Origin of the sequence: Mesorhizobium sp. M0001 (assembly GCF_040324255.1) — a bacterium.
In the GTDB taxonomy this organism is placed as follows: Bacteria; Pseudomonadota; Alphaproteobacteria; order Rhizobiales; family Rhizobiaceae; genus Mesorhizobium.
This window is the reverse complement of record NZ_JAMYVS010000018.1, coordinates 38,941-65,422: the sequence shown is the minus strand read 5'-3', so window position 1 is coordinate 65,422 and position 26,482 is coordinate 38,941. Positions and strand designations below refer to the sequence as shown.

17 protein-coding genes and 1 pseudogene are annotated in these 26,482 nt (G+C 63.3%); 4 read left to right on the top strand and 14 right to left on the bottom strand.

What is annotated here, in order from left to right; genetic code table 11:
* Positions 1 to 381 precede the first annotated feature (381 nt).
* From NKK50_RS28790 to NKK50_RS28740, 11 genes and pseudogenes are all read right to left on the bottom strand, one after another.
* Positions 382 to 1,527 (bottom strand): annotated as a pseudogene (locus tag NKK50_RS28790) (peptide ABC transporter substrate-binding protein); the annotation flags it as partial.
* A 643-nt stretch (positions 1,528 to 2,170) separates the two neighbouring features.
* Positions 2,171 to 3,820, bottom strand: coding sequence for a beta-galactosidase BglA (bglA, locus tag NKK50_RS28785; RefSeq protein WP_023834454.1), 1,650 nt, complete (start codon positions 3,818 to 3,820; stop codon positions 2,171 to 2,173).
* On the bottom strand, positions 3,820 to 5,820 hold the full coding sequence (gene glgX, locus NKK50_RS28780; RefSeq protein ID WP_352544244.1) for a glycogen debranching protein GlgX: 2,001 nt from the start codon (positions 5,818 to 5,820) through the stop codon (positions 3,820 to 3,822). Before glgX ends, bglA begins: the two co-directional genes overlap by 1 nt.
* A gap of 157 nt (positions 5,821 to 5,977) precedes the next feature.
* Positions 5,978 to 7,606 (bottom strand): alpha-D-glucose phosphate-specific phosphoglucomutase, encoded by a 1,629-nt coding sequence (locus tag NKK50_RS28775; protein ID WP_023834456.1) that lies wholly within the window; start codon positions 7,604 to 7,606, stop codon positions 5,978 to 5,980.
* Positions 7,607 to 7,609: 3 nt separating this feature from the next.
* The gene (glgA, locus tag NKK50_RS28770; RefSeq protein ID WP_023684577.1) at positions 7,610 to 9,055 is read right to left on the bottom strand and encodes a glycogen synthase GlgA; all 1,446 of its coding nucleotides are present in this window, start codon (positions 9,053 to 9,055) and stop codon (positions 7,610 to 7,612) included.
* A gap of 19 nt (positions 9,056 to 9,074) precedes the next feature.
* Complete coding sequence (glgC, locus tag NKK50_RS28765; RefSeq protein WP_023715696.1) at positions 9,075 to 10,340, bottom strand: glucose-1-phosphate adenylyltransferase; 1,266 nt, start codon at positions 10,338 to 10,340, stop codon at positions 9,075 to 9,077.
* Positions 10,341 to 10,399: 59 nt separating this feature from the next.
* The gene (glgB, locus tag NKK50_RS28760; RefSeq protein ID WP_023829104.1) at positions 10,400 to 12,613 is read right to left on the bottom strand and encodes a 1,4-alpha-glucan branching protein GlgB; all 2,214 of its coding nucleotides are present in this window, start codon (positions 12,611 to 12,613) and stop codon (positions 10,400 to 10,402) included.
* 71 nt (positions 12,614 to 12,684) lie between these two features.
* The gene (locus NKK50_RS28755; RefSeq protein ID WP_023743703.1) at positions 12,685 to 15,147 is read right to left on the bottom strand and encodes a glycogen/starch/alpha-glucan phosphorylase; all 2,463 of its coding nucleotides are present in this window, start codon (positions 15,145 to 15,147) and stop codon (positions 12,685 to 12,687) included.
* A gap of 140 nt (positions 15,148 to 15,287) precedes the next feature.
* Positions 15,288 to 16,070 carry an ATP-binding cassette domain-containing protein gene (locus NKK50_RS28750; RefSeq protein ID WP_023670726.1) on the bottom strand — a complete coding sequence of 261 codons (783 nt, stop codon included), beginning with the start codon at positions 16,068 to 16,070 and terminating at the stop codon, positions 15,288 to 15,290.
* Positions 16,067 to 17,128 (bottom strand): ABC transporter permease, encoded by a 1,062-nt coding sequence (locus NKK50_RS28745; protein WP_023670725.1) that lies wholly within the window; start codon positions 17,126 to 17,128, stop codon positions 16,067 to 16,069. Before NKK50_RS28745 ends, NKK50_RS28750 begins: the two co-directional genes overlap by 4 nt.
* 150 nt (positions 17,129 to 17,278) lie before the next feature.
* On the bottom strand, positions 17,279 to 18,256 hold the full coding sequence (locus tag NKK50_RS28740; RefSeq protein WP_081725578.1) for a sugar ABC transporter substrate-binding protein: 978 nt from the start codon (positions 18,254 to 18,256) through the stop codon (positions 17,279 to 17,281).
* Between the two features lie 264 nt (positions 18,257 to 18,520).
* Between NKK50_RS28740 and NKK50_RS28735 the strand changes: the two genes are divergently transcribed.
* The 4 genes from NKK50_RS28735 to NKK50_RS28720 all read left to right on the top strand — a co-directional run bounded on the left by NKK50_RS28735 (position 18,521) and on the right by NKK50_RS28720 (position 22,553).
* Positions 18,521 to 19,747: an ROK family transcriptional regulator gene (locus NKK50_RS28735; RefSeq protein ID WP_023743702.1), complete on the top strand. Its 1,227-nt coding sequence runs from the start codon at positions 18,521 to 18,523 to the stop codon at positions 19,745 to 19,747.
* Positions 19,748 to 20,194 carry an RbsD/FucU family protein gene (locus tag NKK50_RS28730; RefSeq protein ID WP_023684581.1) on the top strand — a complete coding sequence of 149 codons (447 nt, stop codon included), beginning with the start codon at positions 19,748 to 19,750 and terminating at the stop codon, positions 20,192 to 20,194.
* Positions 20,191 to 21,114 carry a carbohydrate kinase family protein gene (locus tag NKK50_RS28725; protein WP_023684582.1) on the top strand — a complete coding sequence of 308 codons (924 nt, stop codon included), beginning with the start codon at positions 20,191 to 20,193 and terminating at the stop codon, positions 21,112 to 21,114. Before NKK50_RS28730 ends, NKK50_RS28725 begins: the two co-directional genes overlap by 4 nt.
* A 296-nt stretch (positions 21,115 to 21,410) precedes the next feature.
* Positions 21,411 to 22,553 carry a DegT/DnrJ/EryC1/StrS family aminotransferase gene (locus NKK50_RS28720; protein ID WP_023743701.1) on the top strand — a complete coding sequence of 381 codons (1,143 nt, stop codon included), beginning with the start codon at positions 21,411 to 21,413 and terminating at the stop codon, positions 22,551 to 22,553.
* A gap of 1 nt (position 22,554) precedes the next feature.
* Here the strand turns inward: NKK50_RS28720 and cysQ are convergent, their stop codons facing one another.
* The 3 genes from cysQ to cysD are packed head-to-tail and all read right to left on the bottom strand — an operon-like array spanning position 22,555 to position 26,199.
* Positions 22,555 to 23,343: a 3'(2'),5'-bisphosphate nucleotidase CysQ gene (gene cysQ / locus NKK50_RS28715; RefSeq protein WP_031196090.1), complete on the bottom strand. Its 789-nt coding sequence runs from the start codon at positions 23,341 to 23,343 to the stop codon at positions 22,555 to 22,557.
* A 10-nt stretch (positions 23,344 to 23,353) separates the two neighbouring features.
* Complete coding sequence (gene cysN / locus NKK50_RS28710) at positions 23,354 to 25,291, bottom strand: sulfate adenylyltransferase subunit CysN (RefSeq protein WP_023684584.1); 1,938 nt, start codon at positions 25,289 to 25,291, stop codon at positions 23,354 to 23,356.
* Between the two features lie 2 nt (positions 25,292 to 25,293).
* Positions 25,294 to 26,199 carry a sulfate adenylyltransferase subunit CysD gene (cysD, locus tag NKK50_RS28705; RefSeq protein ID WP_023670717.1) on the bottom strand — a complete coding sequence of 302 codons (906 nt, stop codon included), beginning with the start codon at positions 26,197 to 26,199 and terminating at the stop codon, positions 25,294 to 25,296.
* Positions 26,200 to 26,482 lie beyond the last annotated feature (283 nt).

Below are 26,482 nucleotides of genomic sequence, written 5' to 3'. Positions count from 1 at the left end.
TCCCCCCCCGCGGCCCAAAATTCTGCCCCCGGGGGTGCCAAAAACCCCCCCCCCATTTCCCCCCGGGGGCTTTCACCCCCCCCCCCCCCCCCCCAAATGGGGGGGGGCCGGTCCAGTCAAGGATGATTATCAGTCCTTGGAGACGAAGCGGGACGGATGGATGTCCATCACATTGTCATCGAAGCCATGCAGCTTCGAGGAAACGATATCGTGGAAGCTGTAGTAGAGAAGCGGAATGTTGCCGACGTCATCGACAAGGATGCGCTCGGCCTCGGTGAGGTCCTTCATGCGCTCTTCCGGCTTGCCGCCGGCAGCCGCGGCCTTGTCCATGGCCGCCTCATATGCCGGGCTGACGTAGTTCGAATAGTTGTTGCCGCTGGCCTTGCGGGTGATGCCGAGGAAGGTCTCGGGATCCTTGTAGTCGGCGATCCAGGCGGCACGCGCCACGTCGTAGTTGCCCTTCTGCTCGAGGAAGGAATAGTGGGTCTTGGTATCGGTGTTGAGCAGCGTGATCTCGACGCCAAGCGGCTTCAACTGTTCCTGGATGGCAACCGCGGTGTTCTTGTGGTTTTCCGAGGTGTTGTAGCGGATCTCCATCTTCAGCGGATGCTCGGGCGTATAGCCGAGTTTCTCAAGGATCTTCTTGGCGGCGTCCTCGCGGTCGATCTGCGGCATGTCGGCGTATTTGGCCATTGCCGGCGTGTAGCCGGCGATGCCCGGAGGCACCATCGAATAGCCAGGCAGCATGGAATTCTGCCAGACCTTTTCGGCCAGGAAGTCGCGGTCGATAGCCATCGAGATGGCGTTGCGCAGCTCGACATTGTCCCAGGGCGCCTTGTCGGTCTTGATCGCGTAATAATAGGTGCCGAGATACGGTCCGACGCGGACCTGATCGCCGAACTTGGTCTTGAGGTCAGCGAGCTGTTCGGTCGGCAGGTCGCCGTAGCTGTCGAGTTCGCCTGCCTCGAAGCGCTTCATCGCCGAAGAGCGGTCTTCGGTCGGGATGTAGTTGACGACGTCCATCTTGACGGTCGCGGCATCCCAGAATTTCGGATTCTTGACCAGCTTCATGTGGTCGTTGGGAATCCACTCGGCCAGTGTATAGGGGCCGTTCGAAACGAGATTGCCCGCCTTGATCCAGTCGGCGCCGAGCTTGTCGATCGAGGCCTTGTTGACCGGATAGGTAGCCTGGTGGGTCAGCATCTCCAGGAAGTATGGCGTCGGCGCCTTCAGCGTCACTTCCAGGGTGTTGGCGTCGATCGCCTTGACGCCCATGTCCTCGGGCTTGCCTTTCTTGGTGTTGACTTCCTCGGCGTTCTTCACGGGATAGAGCATGGAAGCGTATTCGGCGGCGGTCGCCGGATCCTCCAGCCTACGGAAGGAATAGACGAAATCGTCAGCCGTCACCGGGCTGCCATCCGACCACAAGCCGTCCTTGCGCAGCTTGAAGGTGTAGACGGTGCCGTCATCCGATACCGTCCAGCTTTCGGCGGCGCCCGGGATGAGGTTCGTCTTCTGATCGTGCATGACCAGTCCCTGGAACAGGTCGCGTATGATATCGGCTTCGTAGACGGTCGAGGTCTTGTGCGGATCGACCGTCTCCGCTTCGGCGGCGCTGCCTCTGTTATAGACGGTCTCGGCAAGGGCCGGCGTCAGGAACGTGCCTGCGGCAAAGGTCATGGTCGCGGCGACAAGCGTCGCCTTCAGCATATTTTTCAGCATGAAGTCTCTCCCTGTGGCGCTGCCCATCGGCTGCGCCTTACGAGTGTTGACGCCCCGGAACCGATTTCTGGCCCCTTCGAGCGCGCCGCCGGTTCCCGTTCCGGCAGCTGGTGGCAGGAGACTAGACAGACGGAAATGCTATTTCAACCGAGTCTTGCTTGACGCTAAGTGAGCATCCTCACCCTAAACCAGCCATAGCTAATCTATATTACCAGGTTCAATTGGGTGCAGCTTGAGGTTGTCCTGTAATTTTGCCTTTTGCCCTCAGCAGTTGTCATTAGCGCAACCACCTGGAAACATTTCAGGAATGCCGTCGTGGCCAAGCTCGACGAAAGTACCGAAGAAGCCCGAAAATGAAAAACGTGGCGCCGGTGACGTTGCGCGGATCACTCGGCACGGTTGCATGCGGACACGATCTTTTTTGAAGCCGGACGGCGTCCCTGAAAGATCAGCCTACCTTGCCGACAAACCAGCCCAGGGCCGGCAGCGACAGCCCCTCCTCCTGCAGGACGGCACCGCCACCCAGAGCGATCGCCTCGACAGGCTGGAGATCCGGCGGCAGTCGCCAGTCGGCCGGCTTGTCGGCGAAATTGAAGACGCAGAGCAATATCTCGTCCTCGCCCTGCCGGATGAAGGCAAGGACATCGCCGTCGGTATCGAGAAAGCGGATCGGGCCCTTGACCAGCGCCGGATGCGCCTTGCGCAAGGCGAGCATCGTCCGGTAGCCGGCGAGCACGGACTTGTCGTCGGCGTTCTGGATATCGACCGCCCGAGCGCGGTGGCTTTCCGGCACCGGCAGCCAGGGTTTTCCCGAGGAAAAACCGGCATTGTCGGCGCCCGCCTCCCAGACCATCGGTGTGCGGCAGCCGTCCCTGCCTTTGACCCCCGGCCAGAAACGGATGCCGACGGGATCGCGCAGATCCTCGAAGGTCAGTTCCGCCTCCTCCAGCCCAAGCTCTTCGCCTTGGTAGAGACAGATCGAGCCCCGCAGGCAGGAGAGCAAAGCGATAGCGAATGTCGCCACCGCATCTGGATCGCCGCCCGGCCGCGTCCAGCGGCTGACATGGCGCACGACATCGTGGTTGGAGAACGCCCAGCAGACCCAGCCGTCGGCGACGGCTGCCTCGAAGGCCTCGACGCAGCCGCGCACATGGGCGGCTGAGAATTGCGGGCCGAGCAGGTCGAAGGTGTAGCACATGTTGAGCTTGTCGCCGCCGGATGTGTAGGCGGCCAGCGTCTGCAGCGAGCGGCCTTCGTCGCCGACCTCGCCGACACTGGCGCGGCCGTCATATTCGTCGAGCAAAGCGCGGAAGCGCCTGAGGAAATCGAGGTTTTCCGGTTGCGTCTTGTCGAACAGGTGCTCCTGGAAGAGATAGGTGTTGGTTTCGCCGTTGGTGCCGGCGACGCTCGACGCCAGCGGCGGGTTGCTGCGCAGCCAGCGGTCGTGGACATAGTAGTTGACCGTATCCAGGCGGAAGCCGTCGACGCCGCGCTCGAGCCAGAACCGCACCGTCTGCAACAACGCGTCTTGAACCTCAGGATTGTGGAAGTTGAGGTCCGGCTGCGAGGCGAGGAAATTGTGCATGTAGTATTGCCGGCGGGTCGCGTCCCACTCCCAGGCCGGGCCGCCGAAGACCGACAGCCAGTTGTTGGGCGCGTTGCCGTCCGGCCTGGTGTCGGCCCAGACATACCAGTCAGCCTTGGGATTATCCTTGCTGGCACGGCTCTCTACAAACCATTCGTGCTTGTCGGAGGAGTGCGACAACACCTGATCGATGATCACCTTCAGGCCGAGCCTGTGCGCCTCGGCAACCAGCGCGTCAAAGTCGTCGAGCGTGCCGAACATCGGATCGACCGCCTGATAGTCGGAGACGTCGTAGCCCATATCGGCCATTGGCGATTTGAAGAAGGGCGACAGCCAGACGGCGTCGACGCCGAGCGAGGCGACGTGCGCCAGCCGTGAGGTGATGCCTGAGAGGTCGCCGCTGCCGTCGCCGGTGGTGTCCTGGAAGGAGCGAGGATAGATCTGGTAGATGACGCAGCCGCGCCACCAGTCGGCGCTCTGTTCGGGTCCCGGCTGGGCATTGTCGTCGGCCATTACGGACCCTTCCTGGCGCGGGCCTTTGCGGTCCGGCGCTCGATCATGAAACTGACACTGCGGCCGGGCAGCGGCCGCGCGAGGTCGACCGCTTGCGCTTCAACAGCCGGCTGCCATTCAAACCCTTGCCGCGCGGGCAGCGTGAAGACGCATTGGCGGCGATCGCCATTGACGATCACAGCCAGGCGGCCTTCCCCGCCATCGCCGAGCAGCATGACGAGGCGATGGCGCGAGCCATCGTTCCAGTCGGCTTCGCTGAGCAGCGCGCCGGTCTCGGTCAGCCAGGCGACGTCGGGCGTTTCAGAACCGGCCGGCGGCTCTCCGGTCAGGAAGCGCGTATCGGAAAGCGCCGGCACCGCGCCGCGCAGAGCTGCGAGCGCCGACACATGGGCTTCCAGCCCGACGTCGCGCCCGGCCCAGTCGAGCCAGGTGATGGCGTTGTCCTGCGCATAGGCGTTGTTGTTGCCCCCTTGCGTGCGGCCGAATTCATCGCCCGCCGTCAGCATGATGGTGCCGCGCGAGGCAAATAGAGTGGCGAGCAGCGCGAAGCGATCATGGGAACGGGCCTCGGCAATCGCCTTGTCCGAGGTTTCGCCCTCGACGCCGTTGTTCCAGGACAGGTTCTCATTGTGGCCGTCGCGGTTCTTCTCGCCATTGGCCTGGTTGTGCTTGGCTTCATAAGCGACGATATCGGCCAGCGTCATGCCATCGTGCGCGGCGATGAAGTTGACCGTGCGGCTGGCGGATTGGCCCTCCCTGCCGAACACATCGGAGGAGCCGGCGAGCCTTGTCGCCAGCGCACCGACCGCGCCGGCATCGCCGCGCCAGAAGCGCCTGACGTCGTCGCGGTAGCGGTCGTTCCATTCCAGGTATGGCGGCCGGAAATTGCCGAGCTGATAGCCATTCGGGCCGATGTCCCACGGCTCGGCGATCAGCACCCTATCGGCAAGGATGGGATCGGTTGCGATGGTATCGAGCAACGGGGCCGCCGGATCGAATACGCCAGCGACGCGGCCGAGGACCGGCGTCAGGTCGAAGCGGAAACCGTCGACGCCGGCATGGCGGACGAAATGGCGCAGCGTGTCGAGTTCCATGTCGCGAACGACCGGATGGTCGCAGGCAATGGTATTGCCGGTGCCGGTATCGTTGGCCAACCTGCCGTCCGGCTCGCTGCGGTAGTAGGCTTGATTGTCGAGGCCGCGCAGCGACAGCGTCGGCCCGAGCCGGTCACTTTCGCCGGTATGATTGAAGACGAGATCGAGGATGGTGCCAATGCCAGCCCTGCGCAGCACCCTCACAGTATCGCGCAACTCGGCGAGGCCGCCGGGCGCCAGGCGCGGGTCGAGCGCCATGAAGGTGACTGGGTTGTAGCCCCATGCGTTGCTGAGGCCGAGCGGCGGCAAATGGCGCTCATCGATCCATGCCGTCACGGGCATCAGCTCAACGGCGGAGACGCCGATCTTTCTGAGGTGTTCGAGGATGGCCGGATGCGCAAGTGCCGCAATGGTGCCGCGCTGCGCTTGGGGCACGTCCGGATGCAGTCTGGTGAAGGAACGGACATTGAGTTCGTAGATCAGACCGCCCGGCTGGAACAAAGGCGCCTTGGCCGGCAGCGGCTTGGGCAGCGCGCGGGCGACGGTCTTCGGCATCAGCGGCGCGGTATCGGTGCCTTCGTTGCGCCGGGCGGCAAGCCGCCAATGATGCTGGTAGGGCCGGTCGATCTCGACGGCGTAGGGATCGGTGAGCAGCTTGTCGGGATCGAACCACAGCCCGCGCTCCGGCGCATATTCGCCGTCGGCGCGAAAGCCGTAGCGCGTACCCGCGGCAAGGCCGGCGACGAACAGCGCATGGACGCCCTCGCTTTCCGGCTGAAGTTCGAGCCGGTCGATTTCACGGGCGCCGGTGTCGTCGAAGATCGACACCCACAGGCGCCGCGCGGATGACGACCAGGCGGCGAAGCGGATGCCTTCGGGAGTGACGGTTGCGCCGAGCTGGGTCATCGGCGCATCCTCCACTCTCCCCCTTGTGGGGAGGGTCGCGAACGAAGTGAGCGGGGTGGGGGTCGGCGCGGGGAAAGCGCTTTACGAGCACCCCCAACCCGATCCGCTGCGCGGATCGACCCTCCCCACAAGGGGGAGGGTAAAGACGTCACCACCCTCAAGTAATCACGCTCGGCTTGTTGCGCCCGGTGTGGCTCTTGATCCCGGCGATATCATCGGCAGCCGCGATCAGGTCAGCGAGCGCCTCTTGCGTGTCGAGATCATGCCGCGCTCTGTCCGGCTCGTAGCGCTCGATGTAGACGCGCAGCGTAGCACCCGACGTGCCGGTGCCGGACAAACGAAACACGACACGCGAGCCGCCTTCGAACAGGATGCGGATGCCCTGGTTCTTGCTCACCGAACCGTCGACGGGATCGTGATAGGCGAAGTCGTCAGCATTGGCGATCTTCAGGCCGCGCACGCTGGTGCCGGGCAGCGAAGCGAGCTTCGCGCGCAACTCGTCGACCAGGGCGTTGGCGCGCTCGGTTTCGACCTCCTCATAGTCATGACGTGAATAGTAATTGCGGCCGTAGGTCGCCCAATGTTCGGTGACGACGTCCTTGCAGCTTTCGCCGCGCACGGCCAGGATGTTCAGCCACAACAGCACCGCCCACAGCCCGTCCTTTTCACGGACATGGTTCGAGCCGGTTCCGGCGCTTTCCTCGCCGCAGATCGTTGCCATGCCGGCATCGAGCAGATTGCCGAAGAACTTCCAACCGGTCGGCGTTTCGTAGATGCCGATGCCGAGCTGTTCGGCGACGCGGTCGGCAGCGCCGCTGGTCGGCATCGAGCGGGCGATGCCTTTGAGGCCGTCCTTGTAGCCCGGCGCCAATTGCGCATTGGCGGCAAGCATGGCCACCGAATCCGACGGGGTGACGAAAATGCCCTTGCCGATGATGAGATTGCGGTCACCGTCGCCGTCGGAAGCGGCGCCGAAATCGGGCGCATCCGGTCCCATCATCTCGTCATAGAGATGCTTGGCGTGGACCAGGTTCGGATCCGGGTGATGGCCGCCAAAATCCGGCAGCGGCTTGTAGTTGCGGCAGGTGCCATTCTCCGCGCCGAGCCGGCGCTCGAGGATTTCCTTGGCATACGGGCCTGTGACCGCATGCATGGCGTCGAAGCGCATGCGGAAGCCGTATTTGAAATTGGCGCGGATGGCGTCGAAGTCGAACAGGCTCTCCATCAATTCGGCATAGTCGGTGACCGGGTCGATAATCTCGACCGCCATGCCGCCGGCGGTCACCGTGCCGATCTTGTCCATGTCGATCTGGTCGATGTCGGCAGTCTTGAAGCTCGAAATCGTCTTGGTCTTTTCGAAGATCGCGTCGGTCAGCTTTTCCGGCGCCGGGCCGCCATTGCCGGCATTGTACTTGATGCCGAAATCCTCGTGCGGGCCGCCCGGATTGTGACTGGCCGACAGGATGATGCCGCCGAAGGTCTTGTATTTGCGGATGACATGCGACGCCGCCGGCGTCGACAATATGCCGCCCTGCCCGACCATCACCTTGCCGAAGCCGTTGGCCGCCGCCATGGCGATGGCCTTCTGGATGACCTCGCGGTTGTAGAAGCGGCCGTCGCCGCCGATCACCAGCGTCTTGCCCTCAAAGCCCTCCAGCGCGTCGAAGATCGACTGGATGAAGTTCTCGGCATAGTGCTCCTGCTGAAAGACAGGCACCTTCTTGCGCAGGCCGGACGTGCCGGGTTTCTGGTCGAGATAGGGTTTGGTGGCGACGGTCCGGATCATGCTTCAGGCAACCCTTTTCGAAAGCAGCAGGCGGTAGAGTTCAACGTATTTGTCGGCGCTCTTGTCCCAGGAGACATCGGCCTTCATGCCCTGGCGCTGGATCTGTTCCCAGACGGCCGGGCTCGAATGCGCATCGACCAGCCGGCGGATGGCGTGCAGCATGGCGCCGCCACTATTGGGCGCGAACTGGAACCCGGTGGCGACACCTGCCGAGATCGCTGCTTCATTGGCGTCGATAATGGTGTCGGCAAGGCCGCCGGTGCGGGCGACGACCGGCACGCAGCCATAGCGCAGGCCGTAAAGCTGGGTCAGCCCGCAAGGCTCGAAGCGCGATGGGATGACGATGGCGTCGCAGCCGCCCTGCATGGTGTGGGAAAGCCCCTCGTCATAGCCGACGACGACGCCGACACGGCCGCGATGGCGGGCGGTTGCAGCCAGCAGCGCGCCTTCCAGGCCGGCGTCGCCTGAGCCAAGGATCGCCAGCCGCGCGCCGGTGGCGACGACGCCGTCGACCACAGCCGCCAGTATGTCCATGCCCTTCTGCCAGGTCAGCCGGCTGACGACGCAGACGATCGGACTGTCGTCGCGCTCGAGGCTGAAGCGGTCCTCGACAACCGCCCGGTTGGGAAGGCGAGCCTTCAGCGTCGCGGCGGAGTAGGCCGACACCAGATGCTTGTCGGTCTGCGGGTTCCAGATGTCGGTGTCGATGCCGTTGACGATGCCGTAGAGGTCGGAAGAGCGCATGTTGATGAGGCCGTCGAGGCCCATGCCGAATTCCGGCGAGCGGATTTCCTGGGCATAGGTGGGGCTCACCGTGGTGATCGCCCAGGCCGCCTGCAGGCCGGCCTTGAGGAAGCCGACGCCGCCATAATATTCGACGCCGTCAAGCGCCATCGCCGCGGCCGGCAAGCCGAGCTCGCCAAAAATGCCGGCGCCGAACTGACCCTGGAAGGCAAGATTGTGCACGGTGATCAGCGACGGTACGCCGACCGCCTTGCCGTAGCGCATATAGGCCAGCGTCATCGCCGACTGCCAGTCATGGGCGTGGACGAGATCCGGCTGGTAGCCGGAAATGGCGCCGCCGGCGATATCGCCACCGACCTGGCTCAGCGCAGCAAAACGCCGCCAATTGTCGGGCCAATCGGCGCCGGCCGCATTGCCGTAAGGGCCGCCGGGACGGTCGTAGAGATGCGGCGCGTCGAGCACGAACAGGTCGAGCCCGGCGATCTTGACGGCATGGACCGAAGCCTTGCCGCCCTGCAGCAGCGGGTATTGGTAGACAGCCTTCTTTTTCTTGAAGGCGTCCATCACCTGGGGAAAGCCGGGGATGAGCGTGCGCATGGTCACGCCCTTGGCGGCCAGCGCGATCGGCAATGCGCCGGTCACGTCGGCAAGTCCGCCGGTCTTGATCAGCGGAAATATCTCGGGCGTGACCGACAGAACCTGCATGCGTTTATGGTACCCCGTCTTACAGCTTCAGCTTGTCGATCATGTCCTGCGTGACCAGGCAGATGCCCTTTTCCGAAACCCGGAAACGCTTGGCGTCGAGAACAGGGTCTTCGCCAACCACCAGCCCTTCCGGTATCCTTACACCGTGGTCGATGACGACGCGCTTCAACTTTGCGTTCCGGCCGACATGAACGTCGGGCAGCATGACGACCTCTTCCAGCGTCGAATAGGAGTTGATGCGCGCGCCGGTGAAGATCAGGCTGCGCTTCAGCGAAGCACCCGAGACGATGCAATCGCCTGAGACCAGCGAGGAGACGGCCGAACCACGCCGGCCATCCTCGTCATGCACGAACTTTGCCGGCGGCTTCAATTCGGCATAGGTCCAGATCGGCCAGTCACGGTCGTAGAGGTCGAGTTCGGGGGTAATATCGGTCAGGTCGATATTGGCTTCCCAGTAGGCGTCGACCGTGCCGACATCGCGCCAGTAGGCCTCGTTCTCGGCAGTCGAGCGCACGCAGGATTTGGCGAAGCGATGCGCGATCGCCTTACCATGCTGGACGATGTAGGGGATGATGTCCTTGCCGAAGTCGCGGCTGGAGCCTGGCTCGGCCGCATCGCGGCGCAGCTGTTCCATCAGGAACTTGGTCTTGAAGACATAGATGCCCATCGAGGCCAGCGCGAATTCCGGCTTGTCGGGAATGCCGGGCGGGTCGGCGGGCTTTTCGACGAAGGCGATGATGTTGTCCTTGCCGTCGACATGCATGACACCGAAGCCGGTCGCTTCCAAGCGCGGCACTTCAAGGCAACCGACAGTGACATCGGCATTGGCATCGACGTGCTGGCGCAGCATCAGCTCGTAGTCCATCTTATAGATGTGGTCGCCGGCCAGGATGACCATGTATTCGGGGCCATAGGCCTCGATGATGTCGATGTTCTGGTAGACGGCGTCGGCCGTGCCTTCATACCACTGCGTTTCTGAGACACGCTGGGAGGCCGGCAGGATGTCGAAGCTTTCGTTCCGCTCCGGCCGCAGGAAGTTCCAGCCGCGCTGCAGGTGGCGGATCAGCGAATGCGCCTTGTACTGGGTGGCGACACCGAGGCGGCGGATGCCGGAATTCAGCGCATTGGACAGCGCGAAATCGATGATGCGCGTCTTGCCGCCGAAATAGACAGCCGGCTTGGCCCTGCGGTCGGTCAATTCCTTGAGCCGGCTGCCGCGGCCGCCGGCCAGCACATAGGCCATGGCATCGCGCGCCAGCGGCTGGGTTCTCTTCAAGTCTGCCATTTTTACCCTCCCAAATTACCAGTCTGGAGCATCGCCCGGTCCGCAACGAGTCGACGGACCTAGTCCGCAACGAGTTCAAGCATGATCGTCGACAGCGGCGGCAAAAGCATCGTTGCCGAAATGCCTCCTCCTTCCGCCCTGGCTTCGACCACACCGCCATTGCCCTTGCCCGAACCACCGTAGTCCGAAGCGTCGGTGTTGATGATTTCGCGCCATTTGCCGACCTTGGGCAATGGCACGCGATAATTGTCGCGCGGCACTGGCGTGAAGTTGGAAATGACGGCGATCGGGTTGCCGCCGGGCGCGCTGCGCAGCCAGGCGAAGACCGAGTTTTCCTTGTCGTCGACGATCAGCCAGGAGAAGCCGTCCGGCTCGCAGTCGCGTGCATGCAGCGCCGGGCGCGAGCGATAGAGATAGTTGAGGTCGCGCACCGTCTGCCAGACGCCGCGATGCGGGTGGAAGTCGAGCAGGTTCCAGTCGAGCGCGCGCGCCTCGCTCCACTCGCGGCGCTGGGCGAATTCCTGGCCCATGAACAACAGCTTCTTGCCGGGATACCCCCACATGAAGGCGTAAAAGGCGCGCAATGTCGCGAACTTCTGCCAGTCGTCGCCGGCCATCTTGCCGAGCAGCGTGCCCTTGCCGTGCACGACCTCGTCATGGGACAGCGGCAGCACGAAATTCTCGGAAAAGGCGTAGGTCAGGCCGAACGTCAGGTCGTTGTGGTGGTGCTTGCGGAAGATCGGCTCCCTGGCGAAATACTCCAGCGTGTCGTGCATGAAGCCCATGTTCCATTTGAAGCCGAAGCCCAGCCCGCCTTCATGCACCGGCGCCGAGACCTTCGGCCATGAGGTCGATTCCTCGGCGATGGTCATCACGCCGGGATGGTGGCCGTAGACCTCCTTGTTCATCTTCTGCAGGAAGGACACCGCTTCGAGGTTTTCGCGGCCGCCTTTCTCGTTGGGGATCCATTCGCCAGCCTTGCGCGAATAATCGAGGTAGAGCATCGAGGCCACTGCATCCACGCGCAAACCGTCGACATGGTATTTCTCGGCCCAGAACAGCGCATTGTTGACCAGGAACGACACCACCTCGCGGCGGCCGAAATTGTAGATCGCGGTGTTCCAGTCGGGATGAAAACCCTTGCGCGGGTCGGCATGCTCATAAAGTGCTGTGCCGTCGAAATTGGCCAGGCCATGCGCGTCGACCGGGAAATGCGCCGGCACCCAGTCGAGGATGACGCCGACGCCGGCGCGGTGCGCACCGTCGACGAAACGGGCGAAGCCGTCGGGGTCGCCGAAGCGCGCCGAGGGGGCATAAAGTCCGGTTGTCTGATAACCCCATGACGGGTCATAGGGATGTTCGGAGATCGGCAGGAACTCGATGTGGGTGAAGCCGGTCTCGACAGCATAGGGGATAAGCTGGTTGGCGAGTTCGTCCCATGACAGGAAGCTGCCATCATCGTGCTGCTGCCACGAACCGGCATGGACCTCGTAGATCGATATGGCTTCGCGCCGGGGATCGGCCTTTCGCCAGTAATTGCGATGCGCCTCGTCGCCCCATTCATGCGCCGGCGGCACCGCCGTCACTGAGGCTGTGGCCGGGCGCAATTCCGACTTGAAGGCGAACGGATCGGCCTTGAGCGGCAGGCGCACGCCGTCCGGGGCAATGATCTCGTATTTATAGGGGTGGCCGGCGCCGATATCGGGAATGAACAGCTCCCAGATGCCGGTGTCGCGGCGGTCGCGCATCGTATGACGGCGGCCGTCCCATTCGTTGAAGTCGCCGACCACGGAGACGCGCCTTGCATTGGGCGCCCAGACGGCGAAATGGACGCCCGACGCGCCTTCATGGTCGAGGAGATGGGCGCCGAGCTTGTCGAACAGCCTGAGGTGCGACCCTTGCGCGATATAGTAGTCGTCCATCGGGCCGAGCACCGGGCCGAAGGAATAGGGATCGGTCAGCCACCAGTCGCCGCCGGCATTTTTGGCGTGATAGCGCAGCGGCTGACGCTTCTTGATCGACAGTCTGCCTTCGAAGAAACCGGCGTCGTCGCGCCGCGTGAGTTCGCCGGCGTTCTTGCCGGTCAGCGTATAGGCGGTGACGAACTCGGCATTGGGGACGAAGCAGCGGGCAACCAGGCCCTTGTCGGCTTCATGCACACCCAGCACTGCGAAGGGATCACCATGCGTGCCTGCAACAATTGCGGCGACATCGCCGGCTGACGCCAGCCCGTCCGACCCGCTCGTCGTCGCGGTCGCGCGCGGTTTCTTCATCAGGCGGTGTCCCTCCCTGGGAACCAGTTCTTGTGCACAAGACCCGTTGCTCGTGGCCTCATGCAATCATATCAGGCGGGCACGTTCCAGATTTCTTTCGCATATTGGCGGATCGTGCGATCGGAAGAGAACCAGCCGACGCGGGCAACGTTGCGGATCGCACGCGCGTACCAGTCGGGGCTGTTGCGCCAGACGGCGTCGACATCGCGCTGGGCGGCGGCATAGGCGTCGAAATCCGCCGCCACCATGAACCAATCGCTGTTGTAGAGGCCGTCGACCAGCTCGCGGTAGCGATCCGGCTGGTCGGGCGAGAACACGCCCGACGATACTGCGGCAACAGCCTGCGCCAATTCAGGGGAGCCCTCGATCACGGCGCGCGGGTTGTAGCCATTGCTGCGCCGCTCGGCGACTTCCGCCGTGCTCAGGCCGAAGATGAAGATGTTGTCGTCGCCGACGCATTCCTTGATCTCGACATTGGCGCCGTCGAGCGTGCCGATGGTCAAGGCGCCGTTCAGCGCGAACTTCATGTTGCCGGTGCCCGACGCCTCCATGCCGGCAGTCGAAATCTGCTCGGACAGGTCGGCGGCCGGCATCATCACCTCGGCCAGGCTGACATTGTAGTTCGGCACGAACACCACTTTCAGCAGACCGCGCACCGACGGGTCGCTGTTGATGACCTTGGCGACGTCGTTGGCCAGTTTGATGATCAGCTTGGCATTGTGGTAGCTGGGCGCCGCTTTGCCACCAAAGAATTTCACACGTGGCATCCAGTCCTGCTCGGGATGCGAGCGGATCTGATCGTAGAGCGCGATCGCTTCCAGGATGTTGAGCAGCTGGCGCTTGTATTCGTGGATGCGCTTGACCTGGATGTCGAACAGCGCCGACGGGTCGAGCTTGATGCCGAGCCGGTCGGCGACCAGATTGGCGAGCTTGACCTTGTTGGAGCGCTTGACGGCGGCGAACTTGTCGCGGAAGGCGGCGTCACCGGCAAAGGCTTCGAGCCCCTTGATGGCGTCGATGTCGTCGAGGAAACGGTCCCCGATCGCCGCGCGGGTGAGCGCGGTGAGGCCTGGATTGCACTGGATCAGCCAGCGGCGTGGGGTGATGCCGTTGGTCTTGTTGTTGATGCGCTCGGGATAGAGCTTGTGGAGATCGGCAAACACCGTCTCCTTCATCAGTTCGGTGTGCAACGCCGACACGCCATTGATCGAGTGCGAGCCGACAAAGGCCAGGTTACCCATGCGCACGCGGCGGTCGCCATTTTCCTGGATCAGCGAGATGCGGCTGATCTGCTCATTGGAAAACTGGTTGGTGGCGCGGGCCTCAAGCAAAACCTGCGCATTGATGGCGTAGACGATCTGCATGTGGCGCGGCAAAAGCCGCTCGAACAGCGGCACCGGCCAGCTTTCCAGCGCCTCTGGCAGCAGCGTGTGGTTGGTGTAGCCGAAGGTGCGCTTGGTAATATCCCAGGCCTGGTCGAAATCCATGCCATGGACGTCCATCAGCAGGCGCATCAGCTCCGGCACGGCGATCGCCGGATGGGTGTCATTGAGATGGATCGCCGCCTTGTCGGGCAGCGAGGCGAGATCGCCATACTGGCTGAGATGGCGCTGGACGATGTCCTGCAGCGACGCGGTGGAGAAGAAATATTCCTGCCGCAGCCGCAGTTCCTGGCCGGCCTTGTGGGAATCGGCGGGGTAAAGCACGCGCGACAAGGCATCGGCCTTGTTGCTTTCGGCCAGCGCGCCGATGTGGTCGCCGGCGTTGAACTTGTCGAGCAGGATCGGATCGACCGGCATGCCGGACCAAAGCCGCAGCGTGTTGACGCGGTTGGCGCGCCAGCCAACCACCGGCGTGTCGTAGGCGACGGCCTGGACATGCTCGGTCGGCTTCCAGACGTGACGCTCGAGCCGGCCATCCTTGGAGGTGATCGATTCCACCGAGCCGCCGAAGCCGACCTCGAAGGCACGCTCCCGCCGCTCAAACTCCCAAGGGTTGCCGTGGTCGAGCCAGGTTTCGGGCAGTTCGACCTGCCAGCCATCATGGATCTCCTGGCGGAACATGCCGTTGGCGTAGCGAATGCCGTAGCCATGCGCGGGAATGTCGACGGTCGCCATGCTTTCCATGAAGCAGGCGGCGAGCCGGCCGAGACCGCCATTGCCGAGCGCCGCATCCGGTTCGAGCCCGGCGATGAGGTCGAGGTCGACGCCCAGCGACTTGAGCGCTTCTCGCATATTGTCCATCAGGCCTAGATTGGAGAAGGCATCGCGCATCAGCCGGCCGATGAGGAATTCGAGCGACAGGTAATAGACGCGCTTTTCCTGCTGGGCGTAGGCCTCCTGCGTCGCCTGCATCCAGTGATCGACGATGCGGTCGCGCACGACCTTGATCGAGGCTGTCAGCCAATCATATTGCGTGGCAACGGAGGTGCCTTTGCCGACCCGGTATTTGAGAGCCAGCAAGACTTCGTCGGCCAGCGTCTTGGGATCGGGTATTTCGAGATCGGGGGCTTTGGCTGTCATTGTTCGCGTCATACTGCCTCTCGTGATCGTGCTGCGATCATACCGGCTTTCGCTCTCAGTCCCAGCCTATCCTAGTGCATCGCAACATACGTTCAATCGATTTAGACCAGCATGCCGCCAGTTCCCCTGCGGCAATTTATCCGTCGAGCGGATCAGGCAGCGAGTGCAGCCTCCGGCGGAACCTTCGCTCCGGTCATGAAGGCGACGGCGTCGGACATGGTATATTGCTTGGGATCGATGACGCATAGGCGGCGGCCGAGCCGATGGATATGGATGCGGTCGGCAACCTCGAAGACATGCGGCATGTTGTGCGAGATCAGCACGATCGGCAGGCCTCGCTTCTTGACGTCGAGGATCAGTTCCAGCACGCGGCGGCTCTCCTTGACGCCGAGTGCCGCAGTCGGTTCGTCCATGATCACCACGCGGCTGCCGAAAGCGGCGGCGCGCGCCACCGCAACGCCCTGGCGCTGGCCGCCGGACAGCGTTTCCACCGCCTGGCTGATGTTCTGGATGGTCATCAGCCCAAGCTCGGTGAGTTTGTCGCGGGCGCGCTTTTCCATTGCGGGCCGGTCGAGCATACGAAGCCAGTCGCCGAGGAAGCCGGGTTTGCGGATCTCGCGGCCGAGGAACATGTTGTCGGCGATCGACAGGGCCGGCGACAAAGCCAGGTTTTGGTAGACCGTCTCGATGCCCGCCTCGCGCGCCTCCATGGGCGATTTAAAAGCGACAGCCTTGCCTTCAAGACGGATCTCGCCTTCGTCGGGCACGGCGGCGCCGGAAATCGCCTTGATCAGCGATGATTTGCCGGCGCCATTGTCTCCGATGACGGCCAGGATTTCGCCGGGGTAGAGGTCGAAGTCGGCATTGTCGAGGGCGGTGACACGGCCATAGCGCTTGATCAGGCCGCGCGCGGTGAGGATGGGTTCCACGGTCATGCCGAAACCTTTCTGATCCATTGGTCGATCGCCACGGCGCCGATGATCAGCACACCGGTGAGCAGCACCTTCCATTGCGGATCGGCGCCCAGCATGTTGAGGCCCATCGAGACGACGCCGACGATCATCGCGCCGAAAAGGGTGCCCAGAATTGAGCCGCGCCCGCCGAACAGTGAAATGCCGCCGATCACCGTCGCGGTTATCGCCTGCAGGTTGTAGTCGGTGACGGCGGCTGACGGCGAGATCGAGCCGTTGCGGCCGATGGAAACCCAGGCAGCGAAAGCGGCGATCAACCCGGCAAGGGTGTAGACCGTCATCAACACTTTCTTGGTCTGGATACCAGACAGCTTCGCCGCCTCCTGATCATCGCCAACGGCGTAGACATGGCGGCCCCAGGCGGTGTGATTGAGCACGTACCAGAGGATCAAAACGAGCACGACCGTGGCGATGACGCCCAGTGTCAGCACCGCCGTGCCGATCTTGAAACTCAGGGCAAAGAGATGCAGCAGCGGCGCCTGGGCGTCGACATCGGTATCGCGGATCGTCTCGTTGGCCGAATAGATGAAGTTCGTCGCCATGACGATGTTCCAGGTGCCGAGCGTGACGATGAACGGCGGCAGCTTCATGTAGGCGACCAGCAAACCGTTGAGCAGGCCGCAGGCTGCGCCGGCGGCAAGCCCGATGGGCACTGCGAGCACGGCCGGCATGCCGTAGCTGACCGCGCAATTGCCCATGATCACGGCTGAAATCACCATGATCACGCCGATCGACAGGTCGATGCCGGCGGTCAGGATGACCAGTGTCTGCGCGGCACCGAGGATGCCGACGATGGCGATCTGCTGCAGGATCAGCGTCAGCGTATAGGATGAGAAGAAACGCCCGCCAATGGCGATGCCGAAAATTACGATCGACAGGACCAGCACAATCAGCGGCACCGCCGCCGGCGTGGAGTGCAGGAAATGCTGGATGCGCTTGACGGCCGATTTGTGCTCGTCAAAGGCGGCAACGCTTGTGTCGCTGCTCGAGAGAACCTTCTCGAATTCCTGTGCTTGAGCCATGTTTCCTCCCCTGGGCTTCAGCTCCATGCCGAGACCCGCTCGCGCCTGTCCGGTCTGCTGCCGGGATTATTCGCGTGACGCATCGTCCACCCGAAGCGGCCGGGGATCAAGCCCCCGGCCGTCAGCTTGTCGCTGGCTGTCAGACAGCCATCAGCCCCAGCACTTGGCGAGGCCTTCCTTGGTGTCGATCGACTTCACGCCATTGGCCGGCTTGTCGGTGACGAGGTTGACGCCGGTGTCGAAGAAGTTCTTGCCTTCGGTCGGCTTCGGCTTGGCGCCGTCCTTGGCGAAGGCGGCGATCGCCTCGATGCCGAGTGCCGCCATCTGCAGCGGGTATTGCTGCGAGGTGGCGCCAATGACGCCTTCGGTCACCGACTTCACGCCGGGGCAGCCGCCATCGACCGAGACGATCAGCACCTGGCTTTCGAGACCGACCGCCTTGAGCGCCTGGTAGGCGCCGACAGCGGCGGGCTCGTTGATGGTGTGGATGACGGTGATGGAGTTGTCCTTCTGCAGAAGGTTTTCCATCGCCTTGCGGCCGCCTTCTTCATTGCCGTTGGTGACGTCGTGGCCGACGATGCGGGCATCGTCCTCATCGCCGATCTTGTTGGGATCCTTCACGTCGATGCCGAAGCCCATCATGAAGCCCTGGTCGCGCAGCACATCCACGGTCGGCTGTGAGGGGGTCAGGTCGAGGAAACCGATCTTGGCGTCCTTGGCCTTGTCGCCGAGGGTCGCGGCTGCCCAGGCGCCGATCAGCTTGCCGGCTTCCAGATTGTCCGTCGCGAAGGTCGCGTCGGCGGCATCGATCGGGTCCAGCGGGGTATCGAGCGCGATCACCAGCAGGCCGGCGTCACGCGCCTTCTTCACCGTCGGCACGATGCCCTTGGTGTCGGACGCGGTGATCAGGATGCCCTTGGCGCCGTCGGCGATGCAGCTTTCGATCGCCGCCACCTGGCTCTCGCTGTCGCCGTCGATCTTGCCGGCATAGGTCTTGAGGTCGACGCCAAGTTCCTTGGCCTTGGCGGTCGCGCCCTCCTTCATCTTGACGAAGAAGGGGTTGGTGTCGGTCTTGGTGATCAGGCAGGCGCCGACGCCGGCGGCCGATGCTGTCGAAGCAAACGCCATCAGGCCGAGGCCCGCCGCGGCGAACACGGTGGACTTCAATAATGCTTTGGTCACGATCTTCCTCCCATGGAACTATGCGGATGCCGCCAACCGGCATCTCGAGCGCATCCACTGAAGTTCTCCCAGTGTGGACGCGCCCTCAAATGACACCAGCGGGAGCCGCCTGTCAATAATTAAATCACTCTTATTTATTATTGACAGCTTTGCGCGGTTCACTCATTCTGCCGCAAAAGCAGTAAGAATAAACCAAGGGAAGGAACAAGGGTGGAGACCGGCATTGCGAGGCACGGTTCGCCCGAGGCGGCCGCCAGCCGTCTCCACCGTGGCACCAACCAGAGCGGCATGCGCGACCACAATGAGCGGCTGGTGCTGTCGTTGGTTCGCCAGCACGGCAGCTTGGCCAAATCAGACATTGCGCGCATGACCGGGCTTTCAGCGCAGACCGTCTCGGTCATCATGCGCGAACTGGAGGAAGACAGCCTGCTGCTGCGCCAGGCGCCGTTGCGCGGCAAGATCGGCCAGCCCTCCATCCCGATGGCGCTGAACCCCGAAGGCGCCTTCTTCATCGGCCTCAAGATCGGCCGCCGCAGCGCCGAACTGGTGCTGATCGATTTCCTCGGAACTGTGCGTTCCATGCTGCAGCACTCCTACCGCTATCCGGCGCCGCGCGAGACGGTGGAGTTCGTGACATCAGGCATGACGACGATGCGCGCCGAACTGACACCTGCGCAGGACAAGCGCATTGCCGGGCTCGGCATCGCCATGCCGTTCGAACTGTGGAACTGGGCCGACACCGCCGGCGCGCCACGCGACATCATGGACGAATGGCGCCATCGCGACATTCGCTCCGATATCCAGGCGCAATGCGAATTCCCGGTCTATCTGCAGAATGACGCGACGTCGGCCTGCGGCGCCGAACTGGTGTTCGGCCAGACCGGCGGCGCGCGCGACTTCGTCTATTTCTACATCGGCGCCTTTGCCGGCGGCGGCATCGTGCTCAATGGCCGGCTTTTTGGCGGACCGACAGGCAATGCCGGGGCGCTGGGTTCGATGCCGGTGCCGGGACCAGACGGCAAGCCGACGCAGCTCATCGACGTCGCCTCGATCGCCATGCTGGAAAAGGCGCTTAACGCACGCGGCATTGACGGCTCCTATCTCTGGACCTCGCCGCAGGAATGGGGCGAGATCGGCGCCGATCTGGACGACTGGATTGCCACCGCCTCGCAGGCGCTTGCCTACGCCATTGTCGCGGCGTCCTCGGTGATCGATTTCGAGGCCGCGGTGATCGATGGCTGGATGCCGCTCGCCGTACGCCGCCGGCTCGTCGATGCCGTCAGGCAGGCGATCGGCACCATTGACGGCGAAGGCCTGAAGCTTCCGGTGGTGCGCGAAGGCACCGTCGGCATCCATGCCCGGGCGCTGGGCGGCGCCAGCCTGCCGCTGTCCGAACGCTTCCTCATCGGTTCGAACACCATTTCCCGGAGCACCTGAATGCTGATCGGTATTCCGTCGCTGCTCGGTCCGGAGCTTCTGGCGACATTGCGCGCCATGGGCCATGGCGACGAGATCGCGCTTGTCGACGGCAACTATCCGGCGGAAGAACAGGCAAACAGGCTGATCCGCGCCGACGGTCTTCACCTCATACCGGTGCTTGACGCCATTTTGAGCGTGCTGCCGGTGGACGACTTCGTGCCGGAAGCGCTGTTTCGTGCCTCGGTAAAAGGCGATCCCTCGGTCGCCGATCCGGTCCACCATGAAATCGAAACGATCTGCACCAGGCGCGCGCCGGGCCGCAAGGTGGTTGCGCTGGCGGGCGCCGACTTCTATGCACGCGTCCGGTCGGCATATGCGATCGTCGGGACCAGCGAACCCCGGCTCTACGCCAACATCATCATCCGCAAGGGCGTGATCTATCCGCCGGAGAACAAGAAATCATGATCCTCTGCTGCGGCGAAGCCCTGATCGACATGCTGCCGCGCACCACGACACAGGGCGAGCCGGCCTTTGCGCCCTATGTCGGCGGCGCGGTGTTCAACACGGCGATCGCGCTTGGCCGCCTCGGCGCGCCCGCCGGCTTCTTTTCCGGCCTGTCGTCGGATCTGTTCGGCGGCCAGTTCCGCGAGGCGCTCGGCGCAAGCAAGGTCAGCTCCACCTATGCGCACACCTCCCCTCGCCCGACCACGCTCGCCTTCGTGCGGCTCACCAACGGCCAGGCGACCTACACTTTCTACGACGAAAACACCGCCGGGCGCATGCTGACGACAGAGGATCTGCCGAAACTGGGCGCCGAGATCGAAGCCATGCTGTTTGGCGCCATCAGCCTGATTTCGGACCCGGCGGGTGCTGCCTACGAAGAATTCATGAAACGCGAGCACGAACGCCGCGTCATGATGCTCGACCCCAACATCCGGCCGAACTTCATCCCCGACAAAGCCAAGCACCTCCGGCGCATCCGCTCGATGATGGCGATGGCCGACATCGTGAAGCTATCGGATGAGGATCTGCACTGGTTCGGCGAGGCCGGCTCGCATGAGGACGTCATCCGCAACTGGCTGGATCGCGGCCCGAAGCTGATCGTCGTTACCCACGGCAGCGAAGGTGCCGTCGGCTACAGCAGGGAACACAAGGTCACGGTGATGCCGCATAAGGTGGAGGTGGTCGACACGGTCGGCGCCGGCGACACTTTCAATGCCGGCATTCTGGCCTCGCTGCACGAGCAAGGCCTGCTCACCAAGGCCGGGATCGGCGGCCTTTCGGAGGACGCCATCCGTCAGGCGCTGGCGCTCGGCGCCAAAGCGGCGGCGGTGACCGTGTCGCGGGCCGGCGCCAACCCGCCCTGGCGGCACGAAATCGCCTGATCCACGCTTAGTCCGCCGCCAGCCGCTGCAAGCAGCCGATCACTTTATGTTTCCGCGAGCCGGAAAGACGGACTGATCAGCCGGATTAATAGGCGGCGAAGCCCGGATTTCCGGCATCTTGCGGCAATGCAGGGAAAGCCTGAAGTAACAGGCTGCGACACCTAGACAACCCGTCCCGCGGCCGGTCCGGCTTTCTAGACCGGCCCAACTCTGGTACCAGCGGCCCGGTTAAGTTGTTGTTTCTGTGCGTGTCATTGTCCCCGGGGCAGCCCGCACCACACCGTTTTGAGGCCGACATGCAGTTCATCGATCTTGGCGCGCAGCGCGAACGTATCCGCGACCGGCTGAAGGCCGCGATCGACAATGTCGTCGAGGAAGGCCGCTATATCCTCGGACCGCAAGTCACCGAATTCGAAAACAAGCTCGCAGCCTATATCGGCACCAAGCATGTCGTGGCCTGCGCCAACGGCACCGACGCGCTGCTGTTGCCGCTGTTTGCCGCCGGTATCAGCCCCGGCGACGCGGTGTTCGTGCCGAGCTTCACCTTTGCCGCGACGGCGGAAGTGGTGGCGCTTGCCAAGGCCGAACCAGTGTTCGTCGATGTCGAGGCCGAGACCTACAACATCGACATCGCCAGCCTCGAGGCGGCGATCGCCATGATCAAGAAGGAAGGCCGGCTGAAGCCGAAGGCGATCATTCCCGTCGACTTGTTTGGGCTTGCCGCCAACTACGAGGCGATCATGGCGATTGCCAGGCGCGAAGGGCTGCTGGTGATCGAGGATGCGGCGCAGTCGATCGGCGGTTCGGCCGACGGCACAATGTGCGGCGCCTTCGGCCATGTCGGCTCGACCAGCTTTTATCCGGCCAAGCCGCTGGGCTGCTACGGCGATGGCGGCGCGATGTTCACCAATGACGACGCGCTGGCCGACCAGCTGCGCTCGTTTGCGTTCCACGGTAAGGGCGGGACGCAGTATGACAATGTCCGCGTCGGCATCAATTCACGCCTCGACACCATCCAGGCGGCGATCCTGATCGAGAAACTCGCCATCCTCGAAGACGAGATGGTCGCCCGCCAGGTCGTGGCCAAGCGCTACGCCGAAGGTCTCGGCGACATCGTCAAGGCGTCACGCAATCTGGGCGGTGGCCGCTCGGCCTGGGCGCAATACGCCATCGAGACGCCGAAGCGCGACGGGTTGAGGGCGCATCTCGGCGAAAAGGGCATCCCTTCGGTGATCTATTATGTGAAGCCGCTGCACGAGCAGGTCGCCTATCGCGACTATCCGCGCACGCCGACCGGGCTTGCGGTTTCGGAGGAACTGCCGAAGCGCATCCTGTGCCTGCCGATGCATCCCTATCTCAGCGAAGCCGACCAGGACCGCATCATCGAGACGATCCGCAACTACATTGGCTCGAACTCGGCGCATGTAGCGGCGGCGTAAGTTACGCCGCGTCCGCCGCCTTCCCGCTCGCAATAAAATGCGGGTTGGCGAAATCCTCGTCGTCGCTCTGTTTGCGCTTGCCATAGGTGAGCGGCTCGCCGTCCAGCGTGCGCGTCATGCCGCCGGCGGCGCGCAGTACGGCGTCGCCGGCCGCCGTGTCCCATTCCATGGTGCGGCCGAAGCGCGGATAGATGTCGGCTTCGGCTGCGGCGAGCAGGCAGAATTTCAGCGATGAGCCGACCGAGACGATCTCGGCGGCGCCGAGATCCTTGATGAAGGCTTCGGTCTCCGGGGTGTTGTGCGAGCGGCTGGCAACGACCGCCAGCGGCGTGACCGCCCTCCTAACCGAAATCCGCCGGCGGCCGACGATACGGAAGTCGCCATCGACCTCGATTGCTTCGGCCCAGCCCGGCCGTCCAGAGAAGAACCGCCCGCTGCACGGTGCGAAGACGACGCCGATCTCCGGCACGCCGTGCCGGACAAGCGCGATGTTGACGGTGAAATCGGTCCGGCGGTTGACGAATTCCTTCGTTCCATCGAGCGGATCGATCAGGAAGAAGGCGCCATCCAGATCGGGCGGCACAATGCCTTCGGCGACCTCTTCCTCGGCCACGCAGGGAATATCGGGATAGGCCGCACGCAGGCCGGCGAGGATGATCGTCTCGCTCTCGCGGTCGGCTTCCGTGACCGGCGAGGAGTCCGACTTGCTGTCGACCGCGCAGCCGGCCTTGAAGACCCGCATCACCTCGCGTCCGGCTTCGAGCGCCAGGCGCTCGAACACGTCGAGCATCACTTCGTCGTCAGATGCCGCCGCCGCTGTCATATTGGTCTTCGGCAATGTCGCGCTCATTCAGCCAGTGTTCCAGAGCCTCTACCATCTCCTCGGCCGTCTTGCCGAGTGTCTTGAGATGGATTTCGGGATTTTCGGGAGCTTCATACGGGGAATCGACGCCGGTGAAGTTCTTGATCTCGCCATTCAGCGCCCGTGCGTAAAGGCCTTTCGGGTCGCGTCGGGCGCATTCCTCGAACGGCGTATCGACGAACACTTCGACGAACTCGCCGTCGGCCATCAACTCCCTGGCCATGCGCCGCTCGGCGCTGAAGGGGGAAATGAAGGAGACGATGACGATCAGCCCGGCATCGGCCATCAGCTTTGCCACTTCGGCGACACGGCGGATGTTTTCGACCCGATCGGCGTCGGTGAAGCCGAGATCGCGGTTGAGGCCGTGGCGGACATTGTCGCCGTCGAGAATGTAGGTGTGGCGCCCGGAAGCGAACAGCTTCTTCTCGAGCAGGTTGGCGATGGTCGACTTGCCCGAACCGGAAAGGCCGGTGAACCAGAACACGGCGGGACGCTGGCTCTTCAAGTCGGAACGGCCACGCTTGCCGACATCGAGCGACTGCCAGTGGATGTTTTCGGCGCGGCGCAAGGTATGCAGGATCATGCCGGCGCCGACCGTGGCATTGGTGATGCGGTCGATCAGGATGAAGGCGCCGGTATCGCGGTTGTCGGCGAAGGTGTCGAAGGCGATCGGCGCCCGGGTCGAGATGTTGCAGATGCCGACTTCGTTCATCTCGAGCGACTTCGCCGCCTCGCGAGCGAAGTCGTTGACGTTGACGCGGTATTTCAGGTCGGTGACGGTGGCGCTGGTCTGGTCGGTCTCGGTGCGCAGTATATAGGAGCGTCCCGGCAGCAGCGCTGCCTCGTCGAACCAGACGATGTTGGCGGCGAACTGGTCGGCGACCTGCGGCCGTGCCGCCGGCGACACCAGCATGTTGCCTCTGGAGACCTCGACCTCGTCATCGAGCACAAGGGTGATGGCCTGGCCGGCCACCGCCTGGGCAAGATCGCCGCCTTGCGCGACGATGCGCTTGACCCGCGAGGCCTTGCCGGATTTGGCGACCACCACCTCGTCGCCCTGCGCGACGGAGCCGGACGCGATGGTGCCGGCAAAGCCGCGGAAGTCGAGATTGGGCCGGTTGACATACTGCACCGGAAACCGGAACGGCAGTTCGACCGCGGCCTCGTCGACCGATATAGTTTCGAGATGCTCGATCAGCGACGGGCCGGAATACCACGCCGTCTTGCCGGAGCGGCTGGTGACATTGTCGCCATAGCGGGCCGACATCGGGATCGGCACGATCGTCTGGAAGCCGAGCTCGTGCGAGAACTGCCGGTAATCCTCGACGATACGGTCGAACACCGCCTGGTCGAAATCGACGAGGTCGATCTTGTTGACGGCAAGCACGATATGGCGGATGCCGAGCAGCGAAGCGATGATCGAGTGGCGCCGGGTCTGGCGCAGCACAGCCTGGCGCGCATCGATCAGCACGATGGCGAGATCGGCAGTCGATGCGCCGGTCGCCATGTTGCGGGTGTACTGTTCATGGCCGGGCGTGTCGGCGACGATGAACTTGCGCTTGGGCGTGGCGAAGAAGCGGTAGGCGACGTCGATGGTGATGCCTTGCTCGCGCTCGGCCTCGAGGCCGTCGACCAGAAGCGCGAAGTCGATGTCGTCGCCAGTGGTGCCGTGCTTGCGGGAATCGCGCTCGAGTGCGGCGAGCTGGTCCTCGAAGATCTGCTTTGTGTCGGACAGAAGACGGCCGATCAGCGTCGACTTGCCGTCGTCGACCGAGCCGCAGGTGAGGAAGCGCAGCAGCGACTTCTTCTCCTGCGCCGCCATGTATTCGCGCACGCCGTCGGTGGGAGCGAGGCTCTTGGCCAGGATATGGCGCATGCTCAGAAATATCCCTCGCGCTTCTTCTTTTCCATCGAGCCGGCTTCATCGCGGTCGATGAGGCGGCCCTGGCGCTCGGAGGTGCGCGCCGTCAGCATCTCGCCGACGATGGCTTCGAGCGTGTCCGCGTCGGATTCGATGGCGCCGGTCAGCGGATAACAGCCGAGCGTGCGGAAACGCACCAGACGGTTCTCCATCGTCTCACCGGGGCGCAATTGCATGCGATCGTCATCCTTCATGATCAGCATGCCGTCGCGTTCGACCACCGGCCGCTCCTTGGCGAAATAGAGCGGCACGATCGGGATGTTTTCCTGCAGAATGTACTGCCAGATATCGAGCTCGGTCCAGTTCGACAGCGGAAACACGCGGATCGATTCGCCCGGCGCGATGCGGGTGTTGAAGATCTTCCACATCTCCGGCCGCTGGTTCTTCGGGTCCCAGACATGCTGGGCGTTGCGGAAGGAAAAGATGCGCTCCTTGGCGCGCGACTTCTCCTCGTCGCGCCGAGCCCCGCCGAAGGCAGCGTCAAAGCCGTATTTGTCGAGCGCCTGGCGCAACGCCACCGTCTTCATGACATGGGTGTGGGTGTTCGAGCCATGGTCAAAGGGGTTGATACCGTCGCGCACGCCGTCTTCATTGACGTGGACCAGCAGGTCGAAGCCGAGCTTCTGCGCCATCTGGTCGCGAAAGGCGATCATCTCGCGGAACTTCCAGGTGGTGTCGACATGCAGGAAGGGGAAAGGCGGCTTGGCCGGATAGAAGGCCTTCATCGCCAGATGCATCAGCACGGAGGAATCCTTGCCGACGGAATAGAGCATCACCGGCTTGGAGAAGGAGGCGGCAACCTCACGGAAGATGTGGATGGACTCGGCCTCGAGCCGCTGCAGGTGCGTAAGCGCGATGTTCATGGACTGTGAGCGTTCTCTCGTGCAATCCAGACCTTGCATCAGATGGATCGGGCGTCCTTTTCAGCCGCCCGGTTCAAGCTTCACTGCTGGACACTATCGGTTCGTGCCGGCGTTCTAGCAGATCGCCACCTGATATAACAACGCTGGAAAGGCCGGCGGCCACACCGATCGGCAACGAATTTTCCATGAAAAGCCTAGAATCCGAAAATTCCTGCCCGACGGAGCGATAGCATTCAAAGGCCGGGAAAAATCTTGCCTGGACCGAAAGAAACGCCGGCCGGAC